21 protein-coding genes and 1 pseudogene are annotated in these 23,378 nt (G+C 69.1%); 14 read left to right on the top strand and 8 right to left on the bottom strand.

From position 1 onward, the window contains the following. Positions 1–72 precede the first annotated feature (72 nt). Positions 73–1,614, top strand: a complete 1,542-nt coding sequence (locus ABT123_RS12885) for an AMP-binding protein (RefSeq protein WP_351312672.1) — start codon at positions 73–75, stop codon at positions 1,612–1,614. Between the two features lie 32 nt (positions 1,615–1,646). On the opposite strand, the gene ABT123_RS12880 is transcribed toward ABT123_RS12885, so the two are convergent. Together ABT123_RS12880 and ABT123_RS12875 are read right to left on the bottom strand one after the other, a co-directional pair. Continuing rightward, positions 1,647–2,138: a glutathione peroxidase gene (locus tag ABT123_RS12880; RefSeq protein ID WP_351312671.1), complete on the bottom strand. Its 492-nt coding sequence runs from the start codon at positions 2,136–2,138 to the stop codon at positions 1,647–1,649. A 56-nt stretch (positions 2,139–2,194) separates the two neighbouring features. After that, positions 2,195–2,974, bottom strand: a complete 780-nt coding sequence (locus ABT123_RS12875) for a hypothetical protein (protein ID WP_351312669.1) — start codon at positions 2,972–2,974, stop codon at positions 2,195–2,197. A gap of 275 nt (positions 2,975–3,249) precedes the next feature. Between ABT123_RS12875 and gcl the strand changes: the two genes are divergently transcribed. Both gcl and ABT123_RS12865 read left to right on the top strand, forming a co-directional pair. Continuing rightward, positions 3,250–5,028 carry a glyoxylate carboligase gene (gene gcl / locus ABT123_RS12870; protein ID WP_351312667.1) on the top strand — a complete coding sequence of 593 codons (1,779 nt, stop codon included), beginning with the start codon at positions 3,250–3,252 and terminating at the stop codon, positions 5,026–5,028. Between the two features lie 209 nt (positions 5,029–5,237). Continuing rightward, the gene (locus ABT123_RS12865; RefSeq protein ID WP_351312665.1) at positions 5,238–6,746 is read left to right on the top strand and encodes an APC family permease; all 1,509 of its coding nucleotides are present in this window, start codon (positions 5,238–5,240) and stop codon (positions 6,744–6,746) included. 309 nt (positions 6,747–7,055) lie between these two features. On the opposite strand, the pseudogene ABT123_RS12860 reads toward ABT123_RS12865, so the two are convergent. Further along, positions 7,056–7,229 (bottom strand): annotated as a pseudogene (locus ABT123_RS12860) (catalase-related domain-containing protein); the annotation flags it as partial. 256 nt (positions 7,230–7,485) lie between these two features. Beyond that, entirely contained in the window at positions 7,486–8,979 is a 1,494-nt protein-coding gene (locus ABT123_RS12855) for a ricin-type beta-trefoil lectin domain protein (protein WP_351312663.1), read from the bottom strand. A gap of 30 nt (positions 8,980–9,009) precedes the next feature. Between ABT123_RS12855 and ABT123_RS12850 the strand changes: the two genes are divergently transcribed. From ABT123_RS12850 to ABT123_RS12840, 3 genes are all read left to right on the top strand, one after another. Beyond that, a complete protein-coding gene (locus tag ABT123_RS12850) occupies positions 9,010–10,902 on the top strand; it encodes an RHS repeat-associated core domain-containing protein (protein ID WP_351312661.1) in 1,893 nt (630 codons plus the stop codon). 73 nt (positions 10,903–10,975) lie between these two features. Further along, the gene (locus ABT123_RS12845; protein WP_351312660.1) at positions 10,976–11,455 is read left to right on the top strand and encodes a hypothetical protein; all 480 of its coding nucleotides are present in this window, start codon (positions 10,976–10,978) and stop codon (positions 11,453–11,455) included. A 149-nt stretch (positions 11,456–11,604) separates the two neighbouring features. Then, positions 11,605–11,754, top strand: coding sequence for a TetR-like C-terminal domain-containing protein (locus ABT123_RS12840; protein ID WP_351312795.1), 150 nt, complete (start codon positions 11,605–11,607; stop codon positions 11,752–11,754). 436 nt (positions 11,755–12,190) lie between these two features. Here the strand turns inward: ABT123_RS12840 and ABT123_RS12835 are convergent, their stop codons facing one another. The 3 genes from ABT123_RS12835 to ABT123_RS12825 form a co-directional block, all read right to left on the bottom strand. Next, complete coding sequence (locus ABT123_RS12835; RefSeq protein ID WP_351312793.1) at positions 12,191–13,651, bottom strand: catalase; 1,461 nt, start codon at positions 13,649–13,651, stop codon at positions 12,191–12,193. Between the two features lie 217 nt (positions 13,652–13,868). Further along, the gene (locus tag ABT123_RS12830) at positions 13,869–14,759 is read right to left on the bottom strand and encodes a 2-hydroxy-3-oxopropionate reductase (protein WP_351312658.1); all 891 of its coding nucleotides are present in this window, start codon (positions 14,757–14,759) and stop codon (positions 13,869–13,871) included. A 41-nt stretch (positions 14,760–14,800) separates the two neighbouring features. Then, positions 14,801–15,634, bottom strand: a complete 834-nt coding sequence (locus ABT123_RS12825) for a TIM barrel protein (protein WP_351312657.1) — start codon at positions 15,632–15,634, stop codon at positions 14,801–14,803. Between the two features lie 125 nt (positions 15,635–15,759). Here ABT123_RS12825 and ABT123_RS12820 point away from each other — a divergent pair, with 125 nt between their 5' ends. The 7 genes from ABT123_RS12820 to ABT123_RS12790 all read left to right on the top strand — a co-directional run bounded on the left by ABT123_RS12820 (position 15,760) and on the right by ABT123_RS12790 (position 21,673). After that, on the top strand, positions 15,760–16,011 hold the full coding sequence (locus tag ABT123_RS12820; RefSeq protein WP_351312655.1) for a hypothetical protein: 252 nt from the start codon (positions 15,760–15,762) through the stop codon (positions 16,009–16,011). Further along, positions 16,008–16,388: a helix-turn-helix domain-containing protein gene (locus ABT123_RS12815; protein ID WP_351312653.1), complete on the top strand. Its 381-nt coding sequence runs from the start codon at positions 16,008–16,010 to the stop codon at positions 16,386–16,388. The genes ABT123_RS12820 and ABT123_RS12815 overlap by 4 nt, the downstream gene beginning before the upstream one ends. Positions 16,389–16,543: 155 nt before the next feature. After that, positions 16,544–17,050, top strand: coding sequence for a 2-oxo-4-hydroxy-4-carboxy-5-ureidoimidazoline decarboxylase (gene uraD, locus ABT123_RS12810; protein WP_351312652.1), 507 nt, complete (start codon positions 16,544–16,546; stop codon positions 17,048–17,050). A 9-nt stretch (positions 17,051–17,059) separates the two neighbouring features. Further along, positions 17,060–17,464, top strand: coding sequence for a hydroxyisourate hydrolase (gene uraH / locus ABT123_RS12805; protein ID WP_351312650.1), 405 nt, complete (start codon positions 17,060–17,062; stop codon positions 17,462–17,464). Positions 17,465–17,469: 5 nt separating this feature from the next. Then, the gene (gene pucL, locus ABT123_RS12800) at positions 17,470–18,393 is read left to right on the top strand and encodes a factor-independent urate hydroxylase (protein ID WP_351312648.1); all 924 of its coding nucleotides are present in this window, start codon (positions 17,470–17,472) and stop codon (positions 18,391–18,393) included. Positions 18,394–18,588: 195 nt separating this feature from the next. Next, positions 18,589–19,992, top strand: a complete 1,404-nt coding sequence (locus tag ABT123_RS12795; RefSeq protein WP_351312646.1) for an 8-oxoguanine deaminase — start codon at positions 18,589–18,591, stop codon at positions 19,990–19,992. A gap of 286 nt (positions 19,993–20,278) precedes the next feature. After that, entirely contained in the window at positions 20,279–21,673 is a 1,395-nt protein-coding gene (locus tag ABT123_RS12790; RefSeq protein WP_351312791.1) for a nucleobase:cation symporter-2 family protein, read from the top strand. 96 nt (positions 21,674–21,769) lie between these two features. On the opposite strand, the gene ABT123_RS12785 is transcribed toward ABT123_RS12790, so the two are convergent. Further along, a complete protein-coding gene (locus ABT123_RS12785; protein WP_351312644.1) occupies positions 21,770–22,600 on the bottom strand; it encodes a class I SAM-dependent methyltransferase in 831 nt (276 codons plus the stop codon). 154 nt (positions 22,601–22,754) lie between these two features. On the opposite strand from ABT123_RS12785, the gene ABT123_RS12780 reads away from it, so the two are divergent. After that, positions 22,755–23,369 carry a TetR/AcrR family transcriptional regulator gene (locus tag ABT123_RS12780; RefSeq protein WP_351312643.1) on the top strand — a complete coding sequence of 205 codons (615 nt, stop codon included), beginning with the start codon at positions 22,755–22,757 and terminating at the stop codon, positions 23,367–23,369. The last annotated feature ends 9 nt before the right edge of the window (positions 23,370–23,378 follow it).

Here is a 23,378-nt window from a genome sequence, read left to right as displayed (position 1 = left end):
TTTGTTCCGCCGGACCCCGTCGCTCGAACGCCGCCCGACCGTGCAGTTGTCCCGATGCCAGGAGAGAGAGCAATGCGGATTCCCATGACCGTGGCGGACTTCCTCGACCGGGCCGAGCTGGGGTTCGCCGCCTCCCCCGGTGTGGTCGACGAACCGGATCAGCCCGGTCCGCCGGTGCCCGAGTCGACGTACGGACGCCTGGGCGAGCGGGTCCAGGCCTGGCAGGCGGGGCTGGACGCGCTCGGCGTCGGCGAGGGCGAGCGGGTGGCGGTGGTCAGCCACAATTCGGCCCGCCTGCTCGAGCTGCTGTTCGCGGTGCCCATGAGCGGCCGGATCTGCGTACCCGTCAACTTCCGGCTCAAGCCGGAGGAGATCGAGTACGTGGTGCGGCAGAGCGGCGCGTCCGTCCTGCTCGTCGACCCCGAGCTGGACGGCGCGCTGTCCGGGATCATGGCGCCGCACCGGTTCGTCCTCGGGGAGCAGACCGAGAACGAGCTGATGCGGTTCGGAATCGAGCCGCGCCCGTGGTCCCACCCGGACGAGGACGCCACCGCGACGATCAACTACACCTCGGGCACCACCGCCCGGCCGAAGGGCGTACGGCTGACCCACCGCAACATCTGGGTGAACGGCCTGACCTTCGGACTGCACACCCGGGTGTGGGAGCGCGACGTCTACCTGCACACGCTCCCGATGTTCCACTGCAACGGCTGGGGCATGCCGTACGTGATGGCCGGACTCGGCGTGAAGCAGGTGGTGCTGCGCAAGGTCGACGGCGCCGAGATCCTCCGGCGGGTCGAGCAGCACGGGGTCACGCTCATGTGCGGCGCACCCGCCGTGTGGAACGCGGTCCTCGACGCGGCGGCGACCTGGGAAGGGGAGGTTCCGGGCCGTGACCGGGTACGGATCATCTGCGCGGGGGCCCCGCCGCCGAGCAGGATGATCCAGCGGGTGGAGGAGGAGCTGGGCTGGGAGTTCACGCAGATCTACGGCCTGACCGAGACCTCCCCGCTGCTCACCTTCAACCGGGCCCGGCCGGCCGATGCGAAGCTGCCGGCCGAGGAGCGGGCGCACCGGCTGTCCCGTGCCGGGCTGCCCGCGCTCGGGGTCCGGCTGCAGGTCTCCGACTCCGGCGAGGTCCTGGCCCGGTCGAACGTCGTGCTCGACGGCTACTGGGACAAGCCGGAGGAGACCGCCGAGGCGCTGGCGGACGGCTGGTTCCACACCGGCGACGGCGGCACGCTCGACGAGGCCGACGGCCACCTGACGATCTCCGACCGGAAGAAGGACGTGATCATCACCGGTGGCGAGAACGTGTCCTCGATCGAGGTGGAGGACACGATCTTCAGCCATCCGGCGGTCGCCGAGGTCGCCGTCATCGGTGTGCCGGACGAGAAGTGGGGCGAGACGATCAAGGCCCTCGTGGTGCTGGCCGAGGGGGCCACCGCCGAGGAGGCCGAGATCATCGCCCACTGCAAGCGGCGGATGGCCGGCTACAAGGCACCGACGACCGTCGAGTTCCGCGAGGCCATTCCGCGCACGGCCACGGGGAAGATCCAGAAGTTCAAGCTCCGTCAGCCCTACTGGGCCGGCCGGGACCGGGAGGTCAACTGAGCTCCGGCCGGCCGAGGCGGTGGATCAGGTGATCAGGAGGGCAGGTGGGACTCGATCGCGGCGATCACCTCGGGGGACTCCGGCTCGGTGCGCGGACGGAACCGGCCCACCACCTCGCCGGCCGGCGAGATCAGGAACTTCTCGAAGTTCCAGCGGATGTCGCCGGCCTCGCCCTCCGCGTCCGGGGTCTTCACCAGCTCCCGGTAGAGCGGGTGCCGGTGCTCCCCGTTGACCTCGGACTTCTCCAGCAGCGGGAAGGTCACCCCGAAGCCGGCCGCGCAGAAGGTCTGGATGTCCTCCGCCGTGCCCGGCTCCTGGCCGCCGAACTGGTCGCACGGCACGCCGATCACGGTGAAGCCGCGCTCGGCGTACGCGAACTGCAGGCGGGCCAGCCCCGAGTACTGCGGGGTGAGGCCGCACTGCGAAGCCGTGTTGACCAGCAGGATCGCCTTCCCCTTGAACGCCGCCAGGCTGGTGGGCTCGTCGCTCAGGGTGGTCAGCGGGATGTCGTACAGGTCGCTCAAGAGGTCACTCCTCGGCAGGGAACGGGTTCATCCGATTGGAATCCGGGCCTCCGAGACTAGGGGATGTCCGGCGGGGCTCCCTTCCCCACCAGCTCGTCCGCCGGGTCGTTGAGCGGCTGCGGCATGCCCGTCAGGTCCATCACGAACAGCGGTATGCCGAGCTCGTCCGCGCGGGACCGGGCCTCCGGTGTGTAGCCGGCCAGGGCGAAGTAGACGCTGGCCCCGGTGGCTGTCAGTCCGTTCAGCCAGACGCATTCCACCGCCGCCAGCCCGGCCGGCGCGGTCGTCGGATCCACCTGCGCCACCAGGCCCGGTGCCCGCAGGTCCACCGCCGCCGAGGGCAGCGGCCGGGTGGCGTCCGGCTGCCGTACGTCCCGGAAGCCCAGCCAGCGCAGGTACAGCGCGGCCGTGGCCACCGCGTCCCGCGCGGTCCGGATGGTCACCGGCCGGAACGCGGGCCGCGCAGCCGAACCCGAGGCCGACCCAGCGCCCGATCCCGCAGCCGACCCGGACGGCAGTGGTTCGGCGGCCGGCCGGCCCGCGGCGGGGGCGTCGGCCCTCGTCTCGTCCTGCACGGGATGGACCGGTACGAGCACCACCGTGCCGCAGGCCGAGCAGCCCAGCTCCGGGTGCGGCCACTCGCTCTCCCGCCCGCAGTTCCCGCAGCGCACCAGCACCCAGCTGTCCGTCCAGGTGCGATGGGTCAGCGGCAGGGCCGGCCTTGTGAGATCCAGCGGCGGGACCACCGGACTCCCGCAGGCGCACGGGAAGACCGGTGGGGTGTAGCCGTTCTCGCGCAGGCACGCCGGGCATCGCACCGGGACCGCTTCCGCCATCTGACCTCGAACCCCCTTCACCGGTGCCGGCCGGAGCCGCCCCGGCCTGCCGGTTGTCGCTGTGCGTAGGTCCATGCTCCACCACGCGCCACCGTCGGGGCGACCCTCCTGGTCATTTGTACAACTCACGGAGCGAAACACGGCTTTTGGTGGCTTCCGAGGTCCCGCACTGCCTTGACGTGCCCGAAGAGGACCCTCTAGCTTGTTCCGTATAGCAGAACAATACTTCCGCATTACGGAAACAGCCTGACCCGCAGGGAGACACGATGCCTCGTATGACAGCCGCCGCCGCTGCAGTGGAGATCCTCAAGCGCGAGGGTGTCGCACAAGCGTTCGGTGTCCCCGGTGCTGCGATCAACCCCTTCTACCGCGAGCTGAAGAACGTGGGCGGCATCGCCCACACCCTCGCCCGCCACGTCGAAGGCGCCTCGCACATGGCCGAGGGCTACACCCGCGCCAAGGCGGGCAACATCGGCGTCTGCATCGGCACCTCCGGCCCCGCCGGCACCGACATGATCACCGGCCTGTACTCGGCGATCGCGGACTCGATCCCGATCCTCTGCATCACCGGCCAGGCCCCGGTCTCGAAGCTCCACAAGGAGGACTTCCAGGCCGTCGACATCGCCGCGATCGCCAAGCCGGTCACCAAGGCCGCCACCACGGTCCTCGAGGCCGCGCAGGTCCCGGGCGTCTTCCAGCAGGCCTTCCACCTGATGCGCTCCGGCCGTCCCGGCCCGGTCCTCATCGACCTGCCGATCGACGTCCAGCTGACCGAGATCGAGTTCGACCCGGAGACCTACGAGCCGCTGCCCGTCTACCAGCCGAAGGCCACCCGCGCGCAGGCCGAGAAGGCGATCCGGTTCCTGCTGGAGTCCGAGCGCCCGCTGATCGTCGCGGGCGGCGGCATCATCAACGCCGACGCCACCGACCTGCTGGTCGAGTTCGCCGAGCTGACCGGCGTCCCGGTCATCTCCACCCTGATGGGCTGGGGCACCATCCCGGACGACCACGAGCTGGCCGCCGGCATGGTCGGTGTCCAGACCGCGCACCGCTACGGCAACGCGACCTTCCTGGAGTCGGACTTCGTGTTCGGCATCGGCAACCGCTGGGCCAACCGCCACACCGGCTACAACCTCGACGCGTACACCAAGGGCCGCAAGTTCGTCCACGTGGACATCGAGCCCACCCAGCTCGGCAAGATCTTCGCCCCGGACTTCGGCATCGCCTCCGACGCCAAGGCCGCGCTGGAGCTCTTCGTCGAGATCGCCAAGGAGCTCAAGGCCGAGGGCAAGCTGCCCGACTTCTCCGCCTGGGCCGCCTCGGCGCAGGAGCGCAAGGCCACCCTGCAGCGCCGTACGCACTTCGAGAACATCCCCATGAAGCCGCAGCGCGTCTACGAGGAGATGAACAAGGCCTTCGGCCCGGAGACCCGCTACGTCACCACCATCGGCCTCTCCCAGATCGCCGCCGCGCAGTTCCTGCACGTCTACAAGCCGCGCCACTGGATCAACTGCGGCCAGGCCGGCCCGCTCGGCTGGACCATCCCGGCCGCCATCGGTGCCGCCACCGCGGACCCGGAGACCCCGATCGTCGCCCTGTCCGGCGACTACGACTTCCAGTTCATGATCGAGGAGCTGGCGGTCGCCGCCCAGCACAAGGTCCCCTACGTCCACGTCCTGGTGAACAACGCCTACCTGGGCCTGATCCGTCAGGCGCAGGGCGGCCTGGGCATCAACTTCGAGGTCAACCTCGAGTTCGAGAACATCAACACCCCGGAGATCGGCGTCTACGGCGTCGACCACGTCAAGGTCGCCGAGGGCCTGGGCGTCAAGGCCATCCGCGTCACCGACCCGGAGAAGCTGGGCGAGGCCTTCGAGCAGGCCAAGAAGCTGGCCGTCGAGCACCAGGTCCCGGTCGTCGTCGAGGCCATCCTGGAGCGCATCACCAACATCGCGATGAGCAAGACGGTCGACATGAGCGACGTCACCGAGTTCGAGGAGCTGGCCACCGAGCCCGGCCACGCCCCCACCGCGATCAAGGCCCTCCAGGTCTGATCTCCCACCGCACCACCCGGCGACCCCCGTCCCTCCGCAAGGAGGGCGGGGGTCGCTCCGCGTTCCGGCGCCGCCGCGACGGCTCCCGTACGGCGGCGTCCGTTCGGGGCTTCGTCACGTGTGTCGACCGCCGGCGGCCCGTGCGGGCGGCCCGCCGGAGGACACTGACCGGTGCTCCGCCGCTGCCGCGGTGGACAGTGGAGAGTGAGGTGGCCGTGGCGGCGGAGGCTTCGACGGGCGGGCAGGACCGTGACGGCGACGGCTCCGCCGAGGCCGATGCCGGGGCCGATGTCGAGCGCGGAGGTTACCGGCAGGAGCTGAAGCGCACGCTGGGCCCCTTCCAGGTGTTCGCGATCTCGTTCGCCTTCATCTCGGTGGCGGTCGGTGTCTTCGGGACCTACGACGAAGTACTCCGCACCGCGGGACCGGTGGGGATCTGGCTCTGGCTGATCGCCGCGGTGGGGCAGACCCTGGTGGCGCTGGTGGTCGCCCAGTTCGCGGCCCGCATCCCGCTCAGCGGCTCCTCCTACCAATGGGCCTCCCGGCTGGCCGACCCGCGGACCGGCTGGTGGTTCGGCTGGCTGACCTTCTGCTTCCTGGCGATCGCCGTCGTGGCGATCGACAACGCGCTGGCGAGCCAGTCGTTCATGCCACTCGCCGGCATCGCGGAGGACGAGGACACCGCGCGCGTGATCACGCTCGTGGTGCTGCTCGTCCAGGCCGTCGTCGCCATCGCCTCGACGCGCCTGGTCAGCTGGATCAACTCGGTGGCGGTGGGGCTGGAAGTGGCCCTCGTCGTGGTGGTGACGATCGCGCTCGTCATCGCCGTGGCGGTCACGGACGACGGCTCGGCAGCCAACCTCACCTCGCGCGGCGTCGCCGCGCACACGCCCGACTACTTCGCGGTCGGCGGCGGGCTGATGCTGGCGATGATCATGGGTCTCGCCACCCTCGTGGGCTTCGACTCCGCCGCGAACCTGGCCGAGGAGGCCAAGGACCCCCACCGCAGCGTTCCGCGCGCGATCGTGGGGTCGGTCGTCGCCGCGGGAATCCTCGGCATGCTCTTCCTGATCGCGCTGACCGTCTCGATTGAGGACGTCCCGCGGATCAGCGCCGACGGGTCGCCGGTCGCGGCGATCATGCGTGAGAACCTCGGCCCGGCCGCGGAGAAGGTGCTGCTCGTCGCGATCTCGTTCGCGTTCTTCGGCGCCGGGATCGTGGTGATGGTCTCCTGCTCGCGGCTGGTCTTCGCGATGTCGCGCGACGCACGCTTCCCCGCGCACCAGGTGATGCGGCGGGTGAACCCCCGTACGCAGACGCCGATCCCGGCGACCCTGCTGATCCTCGCGCTCGGGTTCGTCCTGATGGTGGCGCTGCCGGGCGCTGCACTGCTGGAGCTGATCACGGCGTCGACGATCCTCCCGGCCATCATCTACGGCGCGACGATCGTCCTCTACCTGGCTGTGCGTGGCCGCCTGGGCCGCCAGGAGGGCGCCTTCGACCTCGGACGCCTGGAGCTGCCGGTCGCGCTCTGCGCGCTGGTCTGGACCCTGCTCGCGCTGTTCGTCCTGGTGACGCCGCGGGAGGCGCTGGTCCCCGTCGTGATCGTGGCCGGCCTGCTCCTCCTGGGAGGGCTGTTCTTCCTCGGCATGCTGGTGTTCGACCGCGAGGCGCTGGACACCCAACCCGGCGGGGACACCTTCGGCAAGGGCCACTGAGGAGCGTTCCCGTCCCGGGGCCGGATCCTGCCCGGGCACGGCAAAGCGCCGAGTCACGGGACCGTCCGTGACTCGGCGCTCTAGTCTGTTACCGCCCGACGGGGCGAGGCTGGCGCGACAGGACACCTTGGCTTCGTCTCCCTCAGGTCAAGAGACGGGCCGCTGGGCCTTTACCACCGCACTGGCTCGACACCACCGCGGTCCTCGTCCTGCCCTCTGCCGTGAACCATCCCTCATCCGGGTCCGCGGCAGCGGGCTGGCACCCGGGGTCTGACCTCCTGTCAGACCCCCGGCGCGTTCTTGCGGCTCTTACTGCTCGTCGCGCAGGGCGCGGACAGCAGCCTCGACGCGCTTGCCGTAGTCGGCATCGGCGGCGTGGAAGTGAGCCAGGTTCTTCTCGATGACGTCCTCGCGGGAGACCTGGGACAGGCCGCCGGCGATGTTCGTCACCAGACGCTGCTTCTCGTCCTCGGACCAGCTTCGGGTGGAGTCGGCGGGGGCAAGCGACCGTTGAATTCACCCGGCGAGCGTGCCAGCCAAACGCAGCATCGCCGTTCAGATATCCAGCTGACATCGCTTACAACCTCAACCTCACACGTTGACTGACGTCGCGTGCGGCAGCTGTGCAGGGGGCAGCACGCCCTCGGTCGAGCTGCTTCCCTTGGTCGGCCTGCGCACAGGAGGAGGCCCGTCTTCGCCGGTAGCCGGCGGAGACGGGCCTGCAGCCTTGCCTGGGTTGTCAGTCTGCGGTGCTGAGGGGGGAGGCCAGACCAGGGATCGTCCAGCGCTGGGGGCTGGTGTGGTTGCAGTCCCGGAGCTGGAGCTGGGTTCCGTTCATGATGCGGCCTTGAGGTAGATCGAGGCACCGGTTGGAGGCCGGGTGGTAGAAGCCGCCCTGTGCGGTGGGCAGCCACTGCTGGGCGCCTGTGCCGTTGCAGGTCCAGAGCTGGACGAGGGTGCCGTTCGCGGTGCCGGCGTTGGCAGCGTCGACGCATTTACCCGAGGTGCGGAGCTCGCCGGTATCGCCGATGTCGAACTTCTGGGAGGTGCCTCCATTCGCGTCGTTGCAGTCCCAGATCTGAATCCGGTTGCCGTCAGCAGTACTGCCGGCGTTGTTGTCCGCGCACTTGCCGGGGTTGATACCGGAGACCAGTTTGGTGGCCCAGGCGGTCGGCACGGTGGAGTGGTGGTAGACGGCCAGGTTGCTGATTCGGCCGTCGAAGTGGACGTCGGGCTTGCCGTCGTACTTGTACCGGCCGAGGACGAGCGAGCCAGTGGCTTTCCAGGTGTTGGCCTTGGCATGGTGGCCGGTCCCGGCGAGCGTGCCGTTGACGTAGAGGGCGATCTGGCCGGTCGGCTCGTGGTACGTGGCGGTGAGCTGCGTCCATACACCGGTCTGGACCTTGGCGGCGTCGTTGCGCATGGTCGTCTGGTCGTAGTTCCAGCCGTCACTGTCCTTCTGGGCCATGCCGAACCGCCAGGTGCCGTCGCCCTGGTCGGCCCACAACAGGAATCCGCTGGCGCGGGTTCCGTCCTGGCTTGCGACGACTCCGCCGAGGGTGTCGGGCTTGGCCCAGGTGGAGATGGTGAAGCTGCGGGTGGTGTCGACGGCGGCTGCGGTCGTCGTAGCGGTTCCGCTGATGCCGTCGAGCTGGAGGACCTTGGTCGCTGTTCCGGCCACGGTGTCGTCGGCCCAGTTCGCTCCGCTGCTCAGGGTGGCGTTGGAGCGGCCTCGCAGATCGACAGCGGTGGTGCCGGTGCCCTCGCTGAGCTTCCAGTGGGAGGCGGAGATCCGGGAGTCGCCCATGACCATGGCCGGGCCGAAGCCAGTGACCTTACCGCTGGTCGCCTTGCCGTTCAGGGTCACGAGCCGGTGTCGGGAGTCACGTGCCCACAGATCGGGGAGGCCATCGGCACTGGTGTCGCCGGAGGAACTGATCAGAGGGTGGGTGGACGCCTTCAAGCCCTGGGCGATCGTGGTGCGCTTGCTGTGGTCTCCGAGAGCCGCGGGGTTCCCGGCCTGGTTGGCGTACTGGTAGACGGTGCCGGCGGTGTTGTCGCGGGCCCAGAGGTCGGGAAGGCCGTCGCCGGTGGCGTCGCCGGGTGCGATGAGGGTCAGGTTCTCCCAGCCGGAGGGGCTGAGGACGAGCACGATCGGCTCGCGCAGACCTCCGGTCGGCCCGGCGCCCTGGAAGAGGACGAGCTGGGACCGGTTGGTGCCGTCGCTTTCCACAGTGATCAGGTCGTTGCGAGGATCGGAGCCTTGCTCGGGGAGGGCGTCCCCGACTGCGGAGATCTGCTTGACCCGGGTCCAGTCTCCGGCGTACTCGGAGCCGCACGGCTGACCGGTTGCGGCGACCTTTCGACCACCTCGGTCGACGACACCTCCTACACCTACGCGCCTGCCGGCGACATCACCTCCATCAGCCGTGTCGAGGGCGCCGCACGCGATACCCAGTGCTTCACCTACGACCACCTCCGGCGGCTCACCCAGGCGTGGACCGACACCGGGACCACAACCACCCAGCCTGGTCCCTCCGTTCCGGGAATCGGCGGCTGCACCAACACGACACCACAGCCGGGCAAGATCGGCGGCCCGGCACCGTACCGCCAGTCCTTCACCTACGACGTCATCGGCAACCGGACCTCCCTTACCGACCGCGACCCGGCAGGCGACGAGAGCAAAACCACCACGACGACCAACACCTTCTCGGCGCCGGGCACGGCCCGTCCGCACGCGGTGACCTCCACCACCTGGAAGACCGGTACCAACCCCGCCACCACCGGCGCCTTCACCTACGATGCCACTGGCAACACCCTGACCCGGCCCGACGCCGACGGCACCCCCCGGACGCTGACCTGGACCCCCGAAGGCAAACTCGCCTCGGCCACCAGCGTCTCCGGAACCTCCACCTATCTCTACGATGCGGACGGCAACCGCCTGCTCCGTAAGGACCCGGGAAAGACGACCCTCTACCTCGGCTCCACCGAACTCACCCTCACCACCAGCACCAACGCGGTCACCGGCACCCGCTACTACGCGACCCCCGGTGGCACGACCATCGTCCGCACCTCCGACGGCAAGCTCGCCTACGTCGCCGCGGACCACCACAACACGGGCACTACAGCCGTCGACGCCGCGACCCTGCAGGTCCAGCGGCGATCCACCAAGCCCTTCGGCGGCGACCGCAGCCCCAAGCCGGCCGCCTGGCCCGGCGAACGCGGCTTCGTCGGTGGCACCGAGGACAATGCCACCGGCCTGGTTCACGTGGGTGCCCGCGAATATGACCCCCGCACCAGCACCTTCCTGTCCGTCGACCCCGTTCTCGTCCCGGACAACAATCAAGAGCTCAACGCCTACAGCTACAGCGTCAACAACCCGGTTACGTACTCCGATCCCACTGGCCTCAAACTCGCATGTGGCCCGGCTTTCGACCTTGCCTGCCCGGGGAGCATGCCGAACGGGCGTCCCTTCATCCCCGCGGACAACAGCAGCGGAGACGGTGGGGGATCGGACGGCGGAAGCAGCCCCAGCTCCGGCTACAACCCCAACAGTAACTACAACTGCTCCCTGAACAACTGCGGCCCGAAGCCCCCAGCACCGCCGACCCCGCTGCCCCAGCAGCCCTGGTCCTTGCCGCCGGTGGCTCCGCCTCCGGCTCCGCCGCAGAAGTGCGAACTCGAGCGCATCAATCTCGCCTGCAGGGCGCCAGCGCGCGCGGAAGCCCCGTCGGACAAGGCGCCAGCTTGGAAGAGAGCTGCGAAATGGGCCAAGAAGCACCGCGGAGTTATCTCATCAGTGGGTGCGACCATCGGGTGCTTCGTGCCGGCAGTGGGATGGGTTGCCTGTGGTGCCATGCAAGCCGCGGCGTTCGGTGTCCGTGCCGAACAGCGGGCCGCCGAAGACGGTGGCTGGCAGAAGACGTGGCAGGCCAACACCCACGATGCGATATTCACTGGGGCCACCTTCGGTACAGGCTCTGCTCTGCGGTACGCCAAGTTCGGCAACCTGTCCAGGTGGGTCGAACCGGCCAGGGTGCCAGCCTTCTACCAGCGTTCCGCCTACCAAGGGGCCCACGCCTATCATCCGTTCTATACCGTTACGACTTCGGTCCCGTCCATAGTGGGAATCTGGCGGGAGTACCCCACGGACTAACGGTCCCCGTCCGCGCGCACAACGGAAATCGCAGTCAAGCTCGAACGCACGAGCGAGGATATGAGGGGGGCTTGTGACGAAGCTGTCGCCAGGGCCATGGAAGTGGGTGATATGGGCAGTCGGCCTCGTTGTTCTGTTGGTCGGCCTCTCGACGCTCCCGGACTTTCGGGGTAGCGAGTTCACCGTTGTCGTTACCTTGGGAATGGGAGGGTGGATCACCCTCGTCGCTCCGATCGCACGGGTCAGCGTGGACGCCAGAGGGATCCGGTACTGGGGGATCTTCAAGTGGAAGAGGGTCCGATGGGCCGAAGTGGCCGCTATTGAAGCGCAGCCGCTTGGCGGCAACGGCCTGATGGCAACCGAGGCAGTCATGGTGAGGACCGTGGACGGTCGGGAGCTGTTGCTTGCCGTCCTGGCCGGCCATACGCGAGGGGCATCGTCCACGAACCGCAGGGTCCGGCGACAGCTTGCGACTCTACACAAGGCCGGTATGCGATTCGGGTGGACGGAGAGAGCCGTCCGGGAACGCAGCCGAGGCGCTGCAAGCGAGTGACATCCCTTCAGGACTGGGGCGCATAGCCGCCGCGACTGCAGCGGGACCGCCGGAGGACCGTCTCCGGCAGTCCGTCCCAGTCCCGCCTCGAATACTGAGGGCCCTGATGCACCCAGCAACCTGCCGTACCGGAGCTCACCGCGGCGGGCCTGGCCCTCGCCCTGCGGCTGTGGGGGCGCTTGCACGGCATGGTCTCGCTCGAGGTCTACGGCCATCTGCGCGGCCAGACCCACGACCCCGACAAGCTCTTCCGCGTCGAACTCGCCGCGCTGCTGCACTCGCTGGGCCTGCGCGCCTGACGGCGGGCACGGCAAAGCGCCGAGTCATGGGACCGTCCGTGACTCGGCGCTCTGGTTTGGTGGGGAGGTTTGCCGCCCGACGGGGCGAGGCTGGCGCGACAGGACGTTCGCTCCCGCCGGGCGGGGTGTGTGGTGCTGCAGTGACTCCGGCGGACGGAGTCCGGCGCAGCCGGCCGATGCCCGCGGAGCGGTGCGAGGACGGCGTCAAGAAGAGGTCGGAGTGGCTGGGACCGCGGTGGTGGCGACAGGACACCTTGGCTTCGTCTCCCTCAGGTCAAGAGACGGGCCGCTGGGCCTTTACCACCGCACTGGCTCGACACCACCGCGGTCCTCGTCCTGCCCTCTGCCGTGAACCACCCCTCATCCGGGTCCGCGGCAGCGGGCTGGCACCCGGGGTCTGACCTCCCGTCAGACCCCCGGCGCGTTCTTGCGGCTCTTACTGCTCGTCGCGCAGGGCGCGGACGGCAGCCTCGACGCGCTTGCCGTAGTCGGCATCGGCGGCGTGGAAGTGAGCCAGGTTCTTCTCGATGACGTCCTCGCGGGAGACCTGGGACAGGCCGCCGGCGATGTTCGCCACCAGACGCTGCTTCTCGTCCTCGGACATCAGCCGGAACAGCTCGCCGGCCTGGAAGAAGTCGTCGTCCTTGGTGTGGGCCGGAGCCTCGTGGGTGCCCGTGTAGCCGGTGACGGCCTTCGGGGCGCCGAGCGCCAGGCCGGTCTCGGCCGGACCCTGGTGCGAGTTGGGCTCGTAGTTCTTGTCGTGGCGCGAGCCGTTGCGCAGCGCCATGGCGCCGTCGCGGCCGTAGTTCTGCGCGGTGGTCGCCTTGGGGGCGTTGACCGGCAGCAGGGTGTGGTTCACGCCGAGACGGTAGCGCTGGGCGTCCGCGTAGGCGAACAGGCGGCCCTGGAGCATCTTGTCCGGCGAGGCGGTGATGCCCGGGACGAAGTTGTTCGGGGAGAAGGCGGACTGCTCGACCTCGGCGAAGACATTCTCCGGGTTGCGGTCGAGGACCAGGCGGCCCACGCGCTGCAGCGGGTAGTCGCTGTGCGGCCACACCTTGGTGAGGTCGAACGGGTTGAAGCGGTAGTCCGCGGCCTCGGCGGCCGGCATGATCTGGACGTAGAGGGTCCAGCTCGGGTTCACGCCGCGCTCGATGGCCTGGAGCAGGTCGGTCTGGTGCGAGTTCGCGTCCTTGCCGACGAGCTCGGCGGCCTGCTCGCCCGACAGGCAGCGGATGCCCTGGTTCGTCTTGAAGTGGTACTTGACGAAGAAGGCCTCGCCCTGGGCGTTGGTCCACTGGTACGTGTGGGAGCCGTAGCCGTTCATGTGGCGGTACGACGCCGGGATACCGCGGTCACCCATCAGCCAGGTGATCTGGTGCGTCGCCTCGGGGGCGTGCGCCCAGAAGTCCCAGACGTTGTCCGCCTCCTGCTTGCCCGTGAAGGGGTCGCGCTTCTGGGAGTGGATGAAGTCGGGGAATTTGATCGGGTCCTTGATGAAGAACACCGGGGTGTTGTTGCCGACGAGGTCGTAGTTGCCGTCCTCGGTGTAGAACTTCAGCGCGAAACCGCGGGGGTCACGCACCGCGTCCGCACCGCCGAGGGAGTCGGCGACGGTGGAGAAGCGCAGGAAGGTCTCGGTCTTCTTGCCGACCTCGTTCAGGAACTTCGCCGAGGTGTAGGCGGTGACGTCGTCGGTCACCTCGAAGTAGCCGTACGCGGCGGAGCCGCGGGCGTGCACGACACGCTCCGGGATGCGCTCGCGGTTGAAGCGGGCCAGCTTCTCCAGGAGCTGCTGGTCCTGGATCAGAAGCGGGCCACCGACGCCGGCGGTGGCGGAGTTCTGGTTGTCGGCGACCGGAGCGCCTGACTCGGTCGTAAGCACGCGCTTCGACATGGTGACCTTCCGTACGGGTGCCTGCTGACGGAAAACGTCTTCCGTCATGCGGATGAGCCTAATTTCGGCTCGAACGTGACGTCAACAGTTTGTTGAAGAAAGCTGAAGGAGAGGTGATCCGGACAGTGCCGGCGCTTGGGCGCGACAGGACAGGTGTCAGCACCGGCACCGTCCGGAAACTCAGGTCCCTCGCGGAGAGAGGGGGAGGGGGCTCGGATCAGAGCTGGGCGCCGGAGAGGCGCTCGACGGCGCGCAGCAGGGCTGAGTGGTCCAGGCCGCCGTCACCCTGGGCGCGCAGCGAGGCGACCAGCTGGGCGACGACCGCGCCGACCGGCAGGGCCGCACCGACATTGCGGGCGGCGTCGGTGACGATGCCCATGTCCTTGTGGTGCAGGTCGATCCGGAAACCGGGCTTGAAGTCGCGGTTCAGGAAGTTGTCCTTCTTGCGGGTCAGGACCGTGGAGCCGGCCAGACCGCCGTTGAGGACGTCCAGGGCGGCCTGGAGGTTCACGCCGGACTTCTCGAGGAAGACGACGGCCTCGGCGCAGGCCTGGATGTTGACCGCGACGATGAGCTGGTTGGCGGCCTTGACCGTCTGGCCGGAGCCGTGCGGGCCGCAGAGGACGATGGTCTTGCCCAGCGCCTCGAGGATCGGGAGGGCCGCGTCGAAGTCGGCCTGCTCGCCACCCACCATGATCGACAGGACGGCCTCGATGGCGCCGGCCTCGCCGCCGGACACCGGGGCGTCGATGACGCGGATGCCCTTCTCCTTGGCGTTCTTGGCCAGGTCGACCGAGGTCTGCGGGGTGATCGACGACATGTCGACGATCAGCGCGCCCTGCTTGGCGTTCTCCAGGATGCCCTCGGGGCCGTAGGAGATGGCCTCGACGTGCGGGGAGGCGGGCACCATCGTGATGATCACGTCGGCGTCCTTGACGGCCTCGGCGATCGAGCCGGCCGCGGTGCCGCCGGCGGCGGCCAGGCGGTCCAGCTTGTCCTGCTCCAGGGTGAAGCCGGTGACCGAGTAGCCGGCCTTGATCAGGTTCTCGGACATGGGGGAGCCCATGATGCCGAGACCGATCCATGCGACCTTGGGGAGATTGCTCATGGTGAGGGTGCCTCTCAAAACTGGTGGTACAGGGGAGGAAGTCAGCGGGCCGCGCGGGCCTCGGCCGGGAGCCACTCGAAGGACGCGGCGGCGTCGGCGGCCTTGTACTCCAGGCCGACCCAGCCGTCGTAACCGGCCTTCTTGAGCTCGTCGAGCAGCTGCTCCAGGGGGAGCTCGCCGGTGCCCGGCGCGCCACGGCCCGGGTTGTCGGCGATCTGGACGTGGCCGGTCTTGGCGGCGTACTCCGCGATGACCTCGCTGACGTTCTCGCCGTTCATCGACAGGTGGTAGATGTCGAGGAGGAACTTGGCGTTGCCGAGCCCGGTGGCGGCGTTGACCTTGTCGACGACCTCGATCGCCGAGGGGGCGCTCACCAGCGGGTAGAGCGGCGATTCCGGCTTGTTCAGCGTCTCGATCAGCAGGATCGCACCGACCCGGTCCGCGGCGCGGGCCGCGAGAACCAGGTTCTCCAGGGCGAGCTCGTCCTGGACGGCCGGGTCCACACCCTCGACGCGGTTGCCGTAGAGGGCGTTCAGCGCCTTGCAGCCGACCGAGGCGGCGAAGTCCGCCGCGACGTCGATGTTGGCGCGGAAGCGGTCGGACTCCTCACCGGGCACCGAGACCGCACCGCGGTCCGGGCCGGGGAGCTGACCGGCGTAGAAGTTCAGGCCCACCAGCTGGGTGCCGGCGTCCTCAAGGGCCTTCTTGAGGGCGTCGAGCTCCGCCTGGGCGGGAGTGGGGGTCTCGATCCAGGGCCACCACAGCTCGACCGCGGTGAAGCCTGCCGCGGCGGCAGCCGCGGGACGCTCCAGAAGCGGGAGTTCCGTGAAGAGGATCGAAAGGTTCACATCGAAGCGCTGGTCCGTGTATCCCATGAGGGGTGTGCGCTCCTTCCGTATTGCGGAAGTTAGTTTCTGCTTGATGGAAGACTGCAAGGCGGGCGCCGCACTTGTCAAGTACGGACTCCCGGAAAATCGTGACCGCGGGGTAGCTTGACGAGGTGCGATTGAGAGTGGAATTCACGACCGAGCCCTTCGACCTCGAAGAGGCCCCCGCCCATGCCGTGGCCGCTCGCGAGGTCATCCAGAAGGCGCAACTGGACGCGGTGGACGTCGGCCCGTTCGGCAACACTGCCGAAGGGGAGGCCGGCGAGCTGCTCGGCGCGGTGACCGCGCTGCTGCGCGATGCGCTGGCAGCCGGTGCCACCCGGGTCTCGCTGCAGGTCAATGTGATCCCGGAGGACCTCCGATGACCGAGCCCCGCGACCACCCGTTCGTCGCCGCGGTCAAGCCGCTGGTCGACGCGATGGGCGGGGAGCTGCTGGACCCCGCCCTGGCCCAGCCCGACGACGTCGTGCTGGCCTGGGAGGGCCGCGACCTGCTCGCCGTACGCCTGCCGCAGCTGTCCGACTCGCTGGACCACATCCTGGCGGCCCTGGAGCGCCGGCACGGGATGCCGCTCTCGCAGCTGGACCGCAAGTCCAAGCAGGACGTGGTGCGCATACTGGAGGCGCGCGGCGCCTTCTCCGTGCGCCATGGCGTCGAAACGGTGGCCGGCGCCCTGGGCGTAAGCCGCTTCACCGTCTACAACTACCTGAACAGGGAAAACCCCAACAAGAACAGCCGGTAGTGAAGACGGTTTCACCCATGGTGACGAGCCGCCGCCCGATTCAACCGGGCGGCGGCTTTTGTGTACGGGAAGTTTCAACAAAGTGTTGACGCCGTGTTGTCGAGGGCGTTAGCTATGCGCAGCCCGTCAAAGCAACATGGCCACGGAGGCTTCCCGTGACTTCGAGTCCGACACCGGGTCTGACCCGGTTCAACACCCTGGACGACAGCGCGGCCACGGCCGAGCTGCACGAGGTGTGCGCCAGCGCGGCATGGGGCGGCAAACTGCTCGCCCAGCGCCCGTTCTCCAGCGCCGAAACCCTGTTCGCCGCGAGCGACGCCGCCATGGCCGAGCTCACCGTCGCGGACCTGGAAGAGGCGATGGCGGGCCACCCGCCGATCGGCCGGCCGAAGCCGGGTGACCCGACCTCTGCCCGCGAGCAGCGCGGCATGGCCGGTGCCTCCGAGGAGCTCAAGACCGAACTGCTGGAACTGAACCTGGCCTACCAGGAGAAGTTCGGCCATGTCTTCCTGATCTGCGCCACCGGTGCGACCGGAGAGCAGATGCGGGACGCGGTCAAGGTCCGGATCGAGAACACTGCCGAGGTCGAGCGGGAGATCGCCCGCGGAGAGCTCGTCAAGATCAACCGGATCCGTCTGACCCGCCTCGTAGAAGGAGAGTGAGCACAGCACATGAGCACGCAGACCACGGCCTCGGTGTCCACGCACATCCTGGACACCAGCATCGGCAAGCCCGCCGAGGGCGTCGCCATCACCCTGTCGGCCCGTAGCGGATCCGACGCGGAGTGGGCGAAGCTCGGCGGTTCCGCCACCGATGCGGACGGGCGTTGCAAGGACCTGCCGGCGCTGCCGGAGGGCACCACCCACGTACGTCTCGACTTCGAGACCGAGGCGTACTTCACGCGTCAAATCAACACAGTGAAGCAAGCCGAGGCGCAGCAGGACGCCCCCCGCGTAAGGGACAGCGGCGCGTTCTTCCCCGAGGTGACCATCACGTTCGCGGTCACCCCGGGCGAGCACTACCACGTACCGCTGCTGCTCAACCCGTTCGGCTACTCCGTTTACCGAGGGAGCTAGCAGACATGCCCACGATTCTCGGCCAGAACCAGTACGGCAAAGCAGAGAACCGCGTCGTCAAGATCACGCGGGACGGCGACACCCACCACATCAAGGATCTGAACGTCTCGGTCGCCCTCTCCGGCGACATGGACGACGTCCACTACTCCGGCTCGAACGCCAACGTCCTGCCGACGGACACCACGAAGAACACGGTGTACGCGTTCGCCAAGGAGTACGGCATCGAGTCCGCCGAGCAGTTCGGCATCCACCTGGCGCGCTGGTTCGTGAACAGCCAGGAGCCGATCCACCGGGCGCGCATCCGTATCGAGGAGTACTCCTGGGAGCGGATCGCCACCTCGGACGCCAACTCCAAGTTCATCGGCTCCGACGAGGTCAAGCACTCCTTCGTCCGCAAGGGCCAGGAGACCCGCGTCACCCAGATCACCTACGACGGCCAGAACTGGGAGGTCATCTCCGGCCTCAAGGACCTGGTCGTCATGAACTCCACCAACTCGGAGTTCTGGGGCTATGTGAAGGACAAGTACACGACCCTGCAGGAGGCGTACGACCGCATCCTGGCCACCCAGGTGTCGGGCCGCTGGCGGTTCAACTGGACCGACGACGAGCAGCGGATGCCCAACTGGGAGAAGTCCTACGAGGCCACCCGCAAGCACATGCTCGAGGCCTTCGCGGAGACCTACTCGCTGTCGCTGCAGCAGACCCTGTACCAGATGGGTTCGCGCATCATCAACCACCGCTCGGAGATCGACGAGGTCCGCTTCTCGCTCCCGAACAAGCACCACTTCCTGGTCGACCTGGAGCCCTTCGGCCTCAAGAACGACAACGAGGTGTACTTCGCCGCCGACCGTCCCTACGGTCTGATCGAGGCCACGATCCTGCGGGACGGCGCCGACGCGCGCATCCCGGTGGACATGACCAACCTCTGATCCCCGTGCGAAGAGCGTCCCGGGGCTCCGCAGTGGCCCCGGGGCGCGGCGCAACACACTTTTGCTTCCTGATTCGGCACCCGGCGCACCATACGGGGCGGCAGTACTGTCAGCTGTCAAGGCCCCCGGCTCCGGCACTCAAATTCCCTGGGCCTTGCCGTGCCCGTACCGCCACTGAAAGCACGAGGAAGTCCCATGGCAGCATCGGCAGCCCCTGACAGCGCAGTCGAGCGCATCGTCATCGAGAACTGCGCCATCGCGACCGTCGACGCCAACGACACCGAGTACGCCTCGGGCCACATCGTTGTCGCCGGCAACAAGATCGAGTCCATCGGTGCGGGCAAGGCCCCCGAGAACCTCGAGAACGTGGTCCGCCGCATCGACGGCACCGGGCACCTCGTGACCCCCGGTCTGGTCAACACCCACCACCACTTCTACCAGTGGATCACGCGTGGCCTGGCCACCGACCACAACCTCTTCAACTGGCTCGTCGCCCTGTACCCGACCTGGGCGCGCATCGACGAGCAGATGGCGTACACGGCGGCCCAGGGCTCCCTCGCCGCGATGGCCCGCGGCGGTGTCACCACCGCGATGGACCACCACTACGTCTACCCCAAGGGCTCCGGCGACCTCTCCGGCGCAATCATCCGCGCCGCGTCCGAGATGGGCGTACGGTTCACCCTCGCGCGCGGTTCCATGGACCGCAGCGAGAAGGACGGCGGCCTGCCGCCGGACCACGCCGTCGAGACCCTCGAAGGCGCGCTCGCCGACACCGAGGCCACCGTCAAGAAGCACCACGACGCCTCCTTCGACGCGATGACCCAGGTCGCCGTCGCCCCCTGCTCCCCCTTCTCGGTCTCCACCGAGCTGCTGAAGCAGGGCGCCGAGCTGGCCCGCCGCCTCGGTGTGCGCATGCACACCCACGGCAGCGAGACCGTCGAGGAAGAGCAGTTCTGCAAGGAACTGTTCGGCATGGGTCCCACCGACTACTTCGAGTCCACCGGCTGGCTCGGCGAGGACGTGTGGATGGCGCACAGCGTCCACATGAACGACTCCGACATCGCCGCGTTCGCCCGCACCAAGACCGGTGTCGCGCACTGCCCGTCCTCCAACGCCCGACTGGCCGCCGGCATCGCCCGCGTCCCGGACATGCTGGCCGCCGGCGTGCCCGTAGGCCTCGGCGTGGACGGCACCGCCTCCAACGAGTCCGGTGAGCTGCACACCGAGCTGCGCAACGCGCTGCTGATCAACCGTCTGAACCCGGTGCACCGCGAGGCCGCGCTCAACGCCCGCCAGGCCCTTCGCCTGGGCACCTACGGCGGTGCGCAGGTCCTCGGCCGCGCCGACAACATCGGTTCGCTGGAGGTCGGCAAGTGCGCCGACCTGGTGATGTGGAACCTGAACACCTTCCTGCACTCCTCGATCGCCGACCCGGTCACCGCGCTGGTCTTCGGTGCGGCTGCCCCGGTGACCCTCTCCCTGGTCAACGGCAAGCAGATCGTCGAGAACAACCGTCTCCTCTTCGCCGACGAGGACGCCATCGCGGTTTCCACCCGGGAAGAGGCCCAGCGCCTCGCGCGGATCACCGCGCAGGCCTGATCGAAGGAATCCGGCCGGGGGGGACGGCCCCCGGCCGGTGGCCGCGGTCCCGAGCGGGGTCCGCGGCAGCCGTTCCCGGGCGGTGCCACCGGATTCCGGCGGCGCCCCCGGGCGCGGTGACTCGTGCCACCACGGCTCCGTACCTGGAACGCACCACGGCCACGGCACCGCCATGCCCGAAAACCGTCTCCCCCCACAACTGCATACAGGCTCGACTTGCACAGCTTTCGCACGACCTCCAAGACACCACGTCCCTGCCGACGTGTTCAACCGAGCGGAGGAAGCCGTGGCCAACGCGCCCAGGTTTCGCAAAGATGCAGTCGCAATACCGGAGGAAAAGCACCCGGTCGACGAGACCCTGCCTCCTCTGAAGATGTTCACCAGCGGCCTCCAGCACGTGGCCGCCATGTACGCGGGTGTCGTCGCCCCGCCCATGATCGTCGGCCCGGCCGTCGGACTCTCCGCCAAGGAGACCGCCTTCCTGATGGGCGCGTCCCTCTTCACCGCCGGACTCGCCACCCTCCTCCAGACCCTCGGATTCTGGAAGATCGGCGCCAAACTCCCCTTCGTCAACGGCGTTTCCTTCGCCGGTGTGACCCCGATGATCGCCATCGGCAAGGGGGAGGGGGACAACGCCATCCCCATCATCTTCGGCGCGATCATCGTCGCCGGCCTGCTGGGCTTCTTCGCCGCCCCCTACTTCGGCAAACTCGTCCGCTTCTTCCCGCCCGTGGTCACCGGCACGGTGATCACCCTGATCGGCGTCTCGCTGCTCCCGGTGGCCTTCAACTGGTCCCAGGGCGGCAATTCCACCGCCGCCGACTACGGCTCGATGAAGAACATCGGGATGGCCGCCCTCACCCTGGCCATCGTGCTGCTGATGCGGAAGTTCCTGCGCGGCTTCCTCCAGCAGATCTCCATCCTGCTCGGCCTGGTCGCCGGCACGCTGATCGCGATCCCGCTGAATATGACCGGCTTCGACGCCATTGCCGGCGCGGACCTGGTCGGCTTCCCCACCCCCTTCCACTTCGGCGCCCCGCAGTTCCAGGTCGCGGCGATCATCTCCATGTGCATCGTCATGCTCGTCTGCATGACCGAGTCCACGGCCGACATCCTGGCCCTCGGCAAGATCGTCGGACGGCCGGCGGACGAGAAGACCATCGAGGGCGGCCTGCGCGCCGACACCCTCGGCAGCGCGCTCAGCCCGGTCTTCAACGGCTTCATGTGCAGCGCCTTCGCACAGAACATCGGGCTGGTCGCGATGACCAAGGTGCGCAGCCGGTTCGTGGTCGCGGCCGGCGGCGGCATCCTGATCCTGCTCGGCCTGTGCCCGGTGGCGGCCTCCGTCATCGCCCTGGTCCCGCTGCCGGTACTCGGCGGCGCCGGCATCGTGCTGTTCGGCTCGGTCGCCGCGAGCGGCATCCAGACCCTGGCCGGCGCGGCCATGGAGAAGGGCGAGAACGCCCTGATCGTCGCGGCCTCCGTCGGCATCGGCCTGATCCCGATCGCGGCGCCCGAGTTCTACCACGCCTTCCCGGAGGACCTGCTCGTCGTCCTGGACTCCGGCATCAGCACCGGCTGCGTGGTGGCCATCCTGCTCAACCTGGCCTTCAACCACCTCGGCAGCCGCAAGAACGCGGGCGCCGGCGCGGCCGTACCGGAACCGGCCGCCGCGCACTAGGGGGTGTCCGGCGAGACCGTACGGCGGTGCGCACGCCACCCACTGCGGGTGTGGCGTGCGCACCGCCGTATCCGTACGGGAGCTGCGCGGCCTGGGCTACGCCTTCGCCGTTCCCCAGGCGGTGAGCATGCCGGGCGAGAGGGCGGCGCACTCGGGCGAGTCCAGATAGCGGATCGCCGCGTCGATCGTCGCGTCGTCGACCAGTCCGGTGGCCGTCATCGCCTCCCGTGCGCGCTCCCATGTCTCCGCCCAGAACCGGCTGATGGGGCTGCCGGGCAGCAGCGGGGGGACGTGGATCTCGGCCGCCACGGAGGTGAGGCCGGCCGCCCGGAGGTGCCGGGGGTAGTCCGGCACCCAGGAGACGTCGGTGCCGAGGGTGTCCCGCAGGCCGTGCCACATCGCCCCCATCACCCGGCTGTACGGGGTGTCCGGCGAGGTGGCGGCGGTGGTCAGGTCCACGGCGTCGCTGAGCACCAGGACCCCGCCGGGGGCGAGCAGGGAGGCGAGCCTGCCGATCATCTGCTGCCAGGAGCGCAGGTGCATGAGCACGAACCGGGCATGGACCAGCCGGAACCGGCCGGGCATGAAGTCCGGGTCGGTGACGTCCGCTTCGAGGGCGGTGAGCCCGGCGGCCGGGTGCGCCCGGAGGAAGCGTACGTCGCGGTCGACGGCGAGGACCTCCGCGACCCCGGCCCGCTCCAGGAGCAGGCGGGCCACCGTGCCCGTGCCCGCGCCCACATCCAGGCAGCGCCAGCCGGGGCCGACGCCCAGTTCCGTCAGCCGGGCCAGGGTGAAGGCGTCGTACGCGAGCGCGCCGAGGTCGATGCGTTCGTCCTCGCCCGCCTGCTCGGGCCGGAACACCGCCTCGCCGTAGCGGTCTCCGGGAGGCACGGCACCGCCATCGCCAGCGCCATCGAACCGTTTCATGGCCCGATCCTGCACGGGCCGCCCTCCGTTCGCCCGAGGCGCGCCGCACTGCACGGGGGTTGACGGGCAGTCAGGGCAGAGCGCAACACTTATATCCGACGGCCGATATAAGTTGCGCCGAACCCCCGATCCGCCGACCCCCACCGGAGGTGCCGTGCCGCCGCCCCGCACACCCCAGGCCCAGCGCAAGTCCGAGACCCGGTCCCGGCTCATCGACGCGGCGGCCGAGCTCTTCGCCCGCAAGGGGTTCCACGCCGTGTCCGCCGAAGCCGTCGCCGAAGCGGCGGGGCGGACCACCGGCGCGCTCTACAGCCACTTCGGCGGCAAGGAGGGCCTGCTGCTGGCCCTGCTGGAGGTGTGGAAGGACCGCACCGCCGAGGAACTGGCCGCCGAGATCGCCGGCAGCACCGACCCGGCCGACCCCGCCGTGCACTTCGGCGCCATGTGGGGCAGCCTCACCCGGCCGCACCCCGACCGGGGCGAGGCCTGGCTGCTGCTGGAGACCGAGCTGTGGCTGCACGGGGCCCGCAGCCCGCTCATCGGCAGCCGCCTCGCCCAGCGGTACGCCGAGATCCGCGCCCAGCTCGGCGAGGGCCTGGCCGACTGGGCCGAGACCACCGGCACCCCGCTGGCCCGGAGCCCGGAGGAGACCGGCGCCCTGGTCCTCGGCGTCCTCCTCGGCCTCGCCATGCAGCACCGCCTCGAACCGGACGCCGTCCCCGACGCCCTTGTCGTCGACGCCCTCAGCGCACTCCTGGCACGCTCCTGAAAGGAGTCC

Origin of the sequence: Streptomyces sp. NPDC002054 (genome assembly GCF_040296685.1) — a bacterium.
Lineage (GTDB): Bacteria > Actinomycetota > Actinomycetes > Streptomycetales > Streptomycetaceae > Streptomyces.
This window is presented reverse-complemented; position numbering and strand designations above follow the sequence as displayed.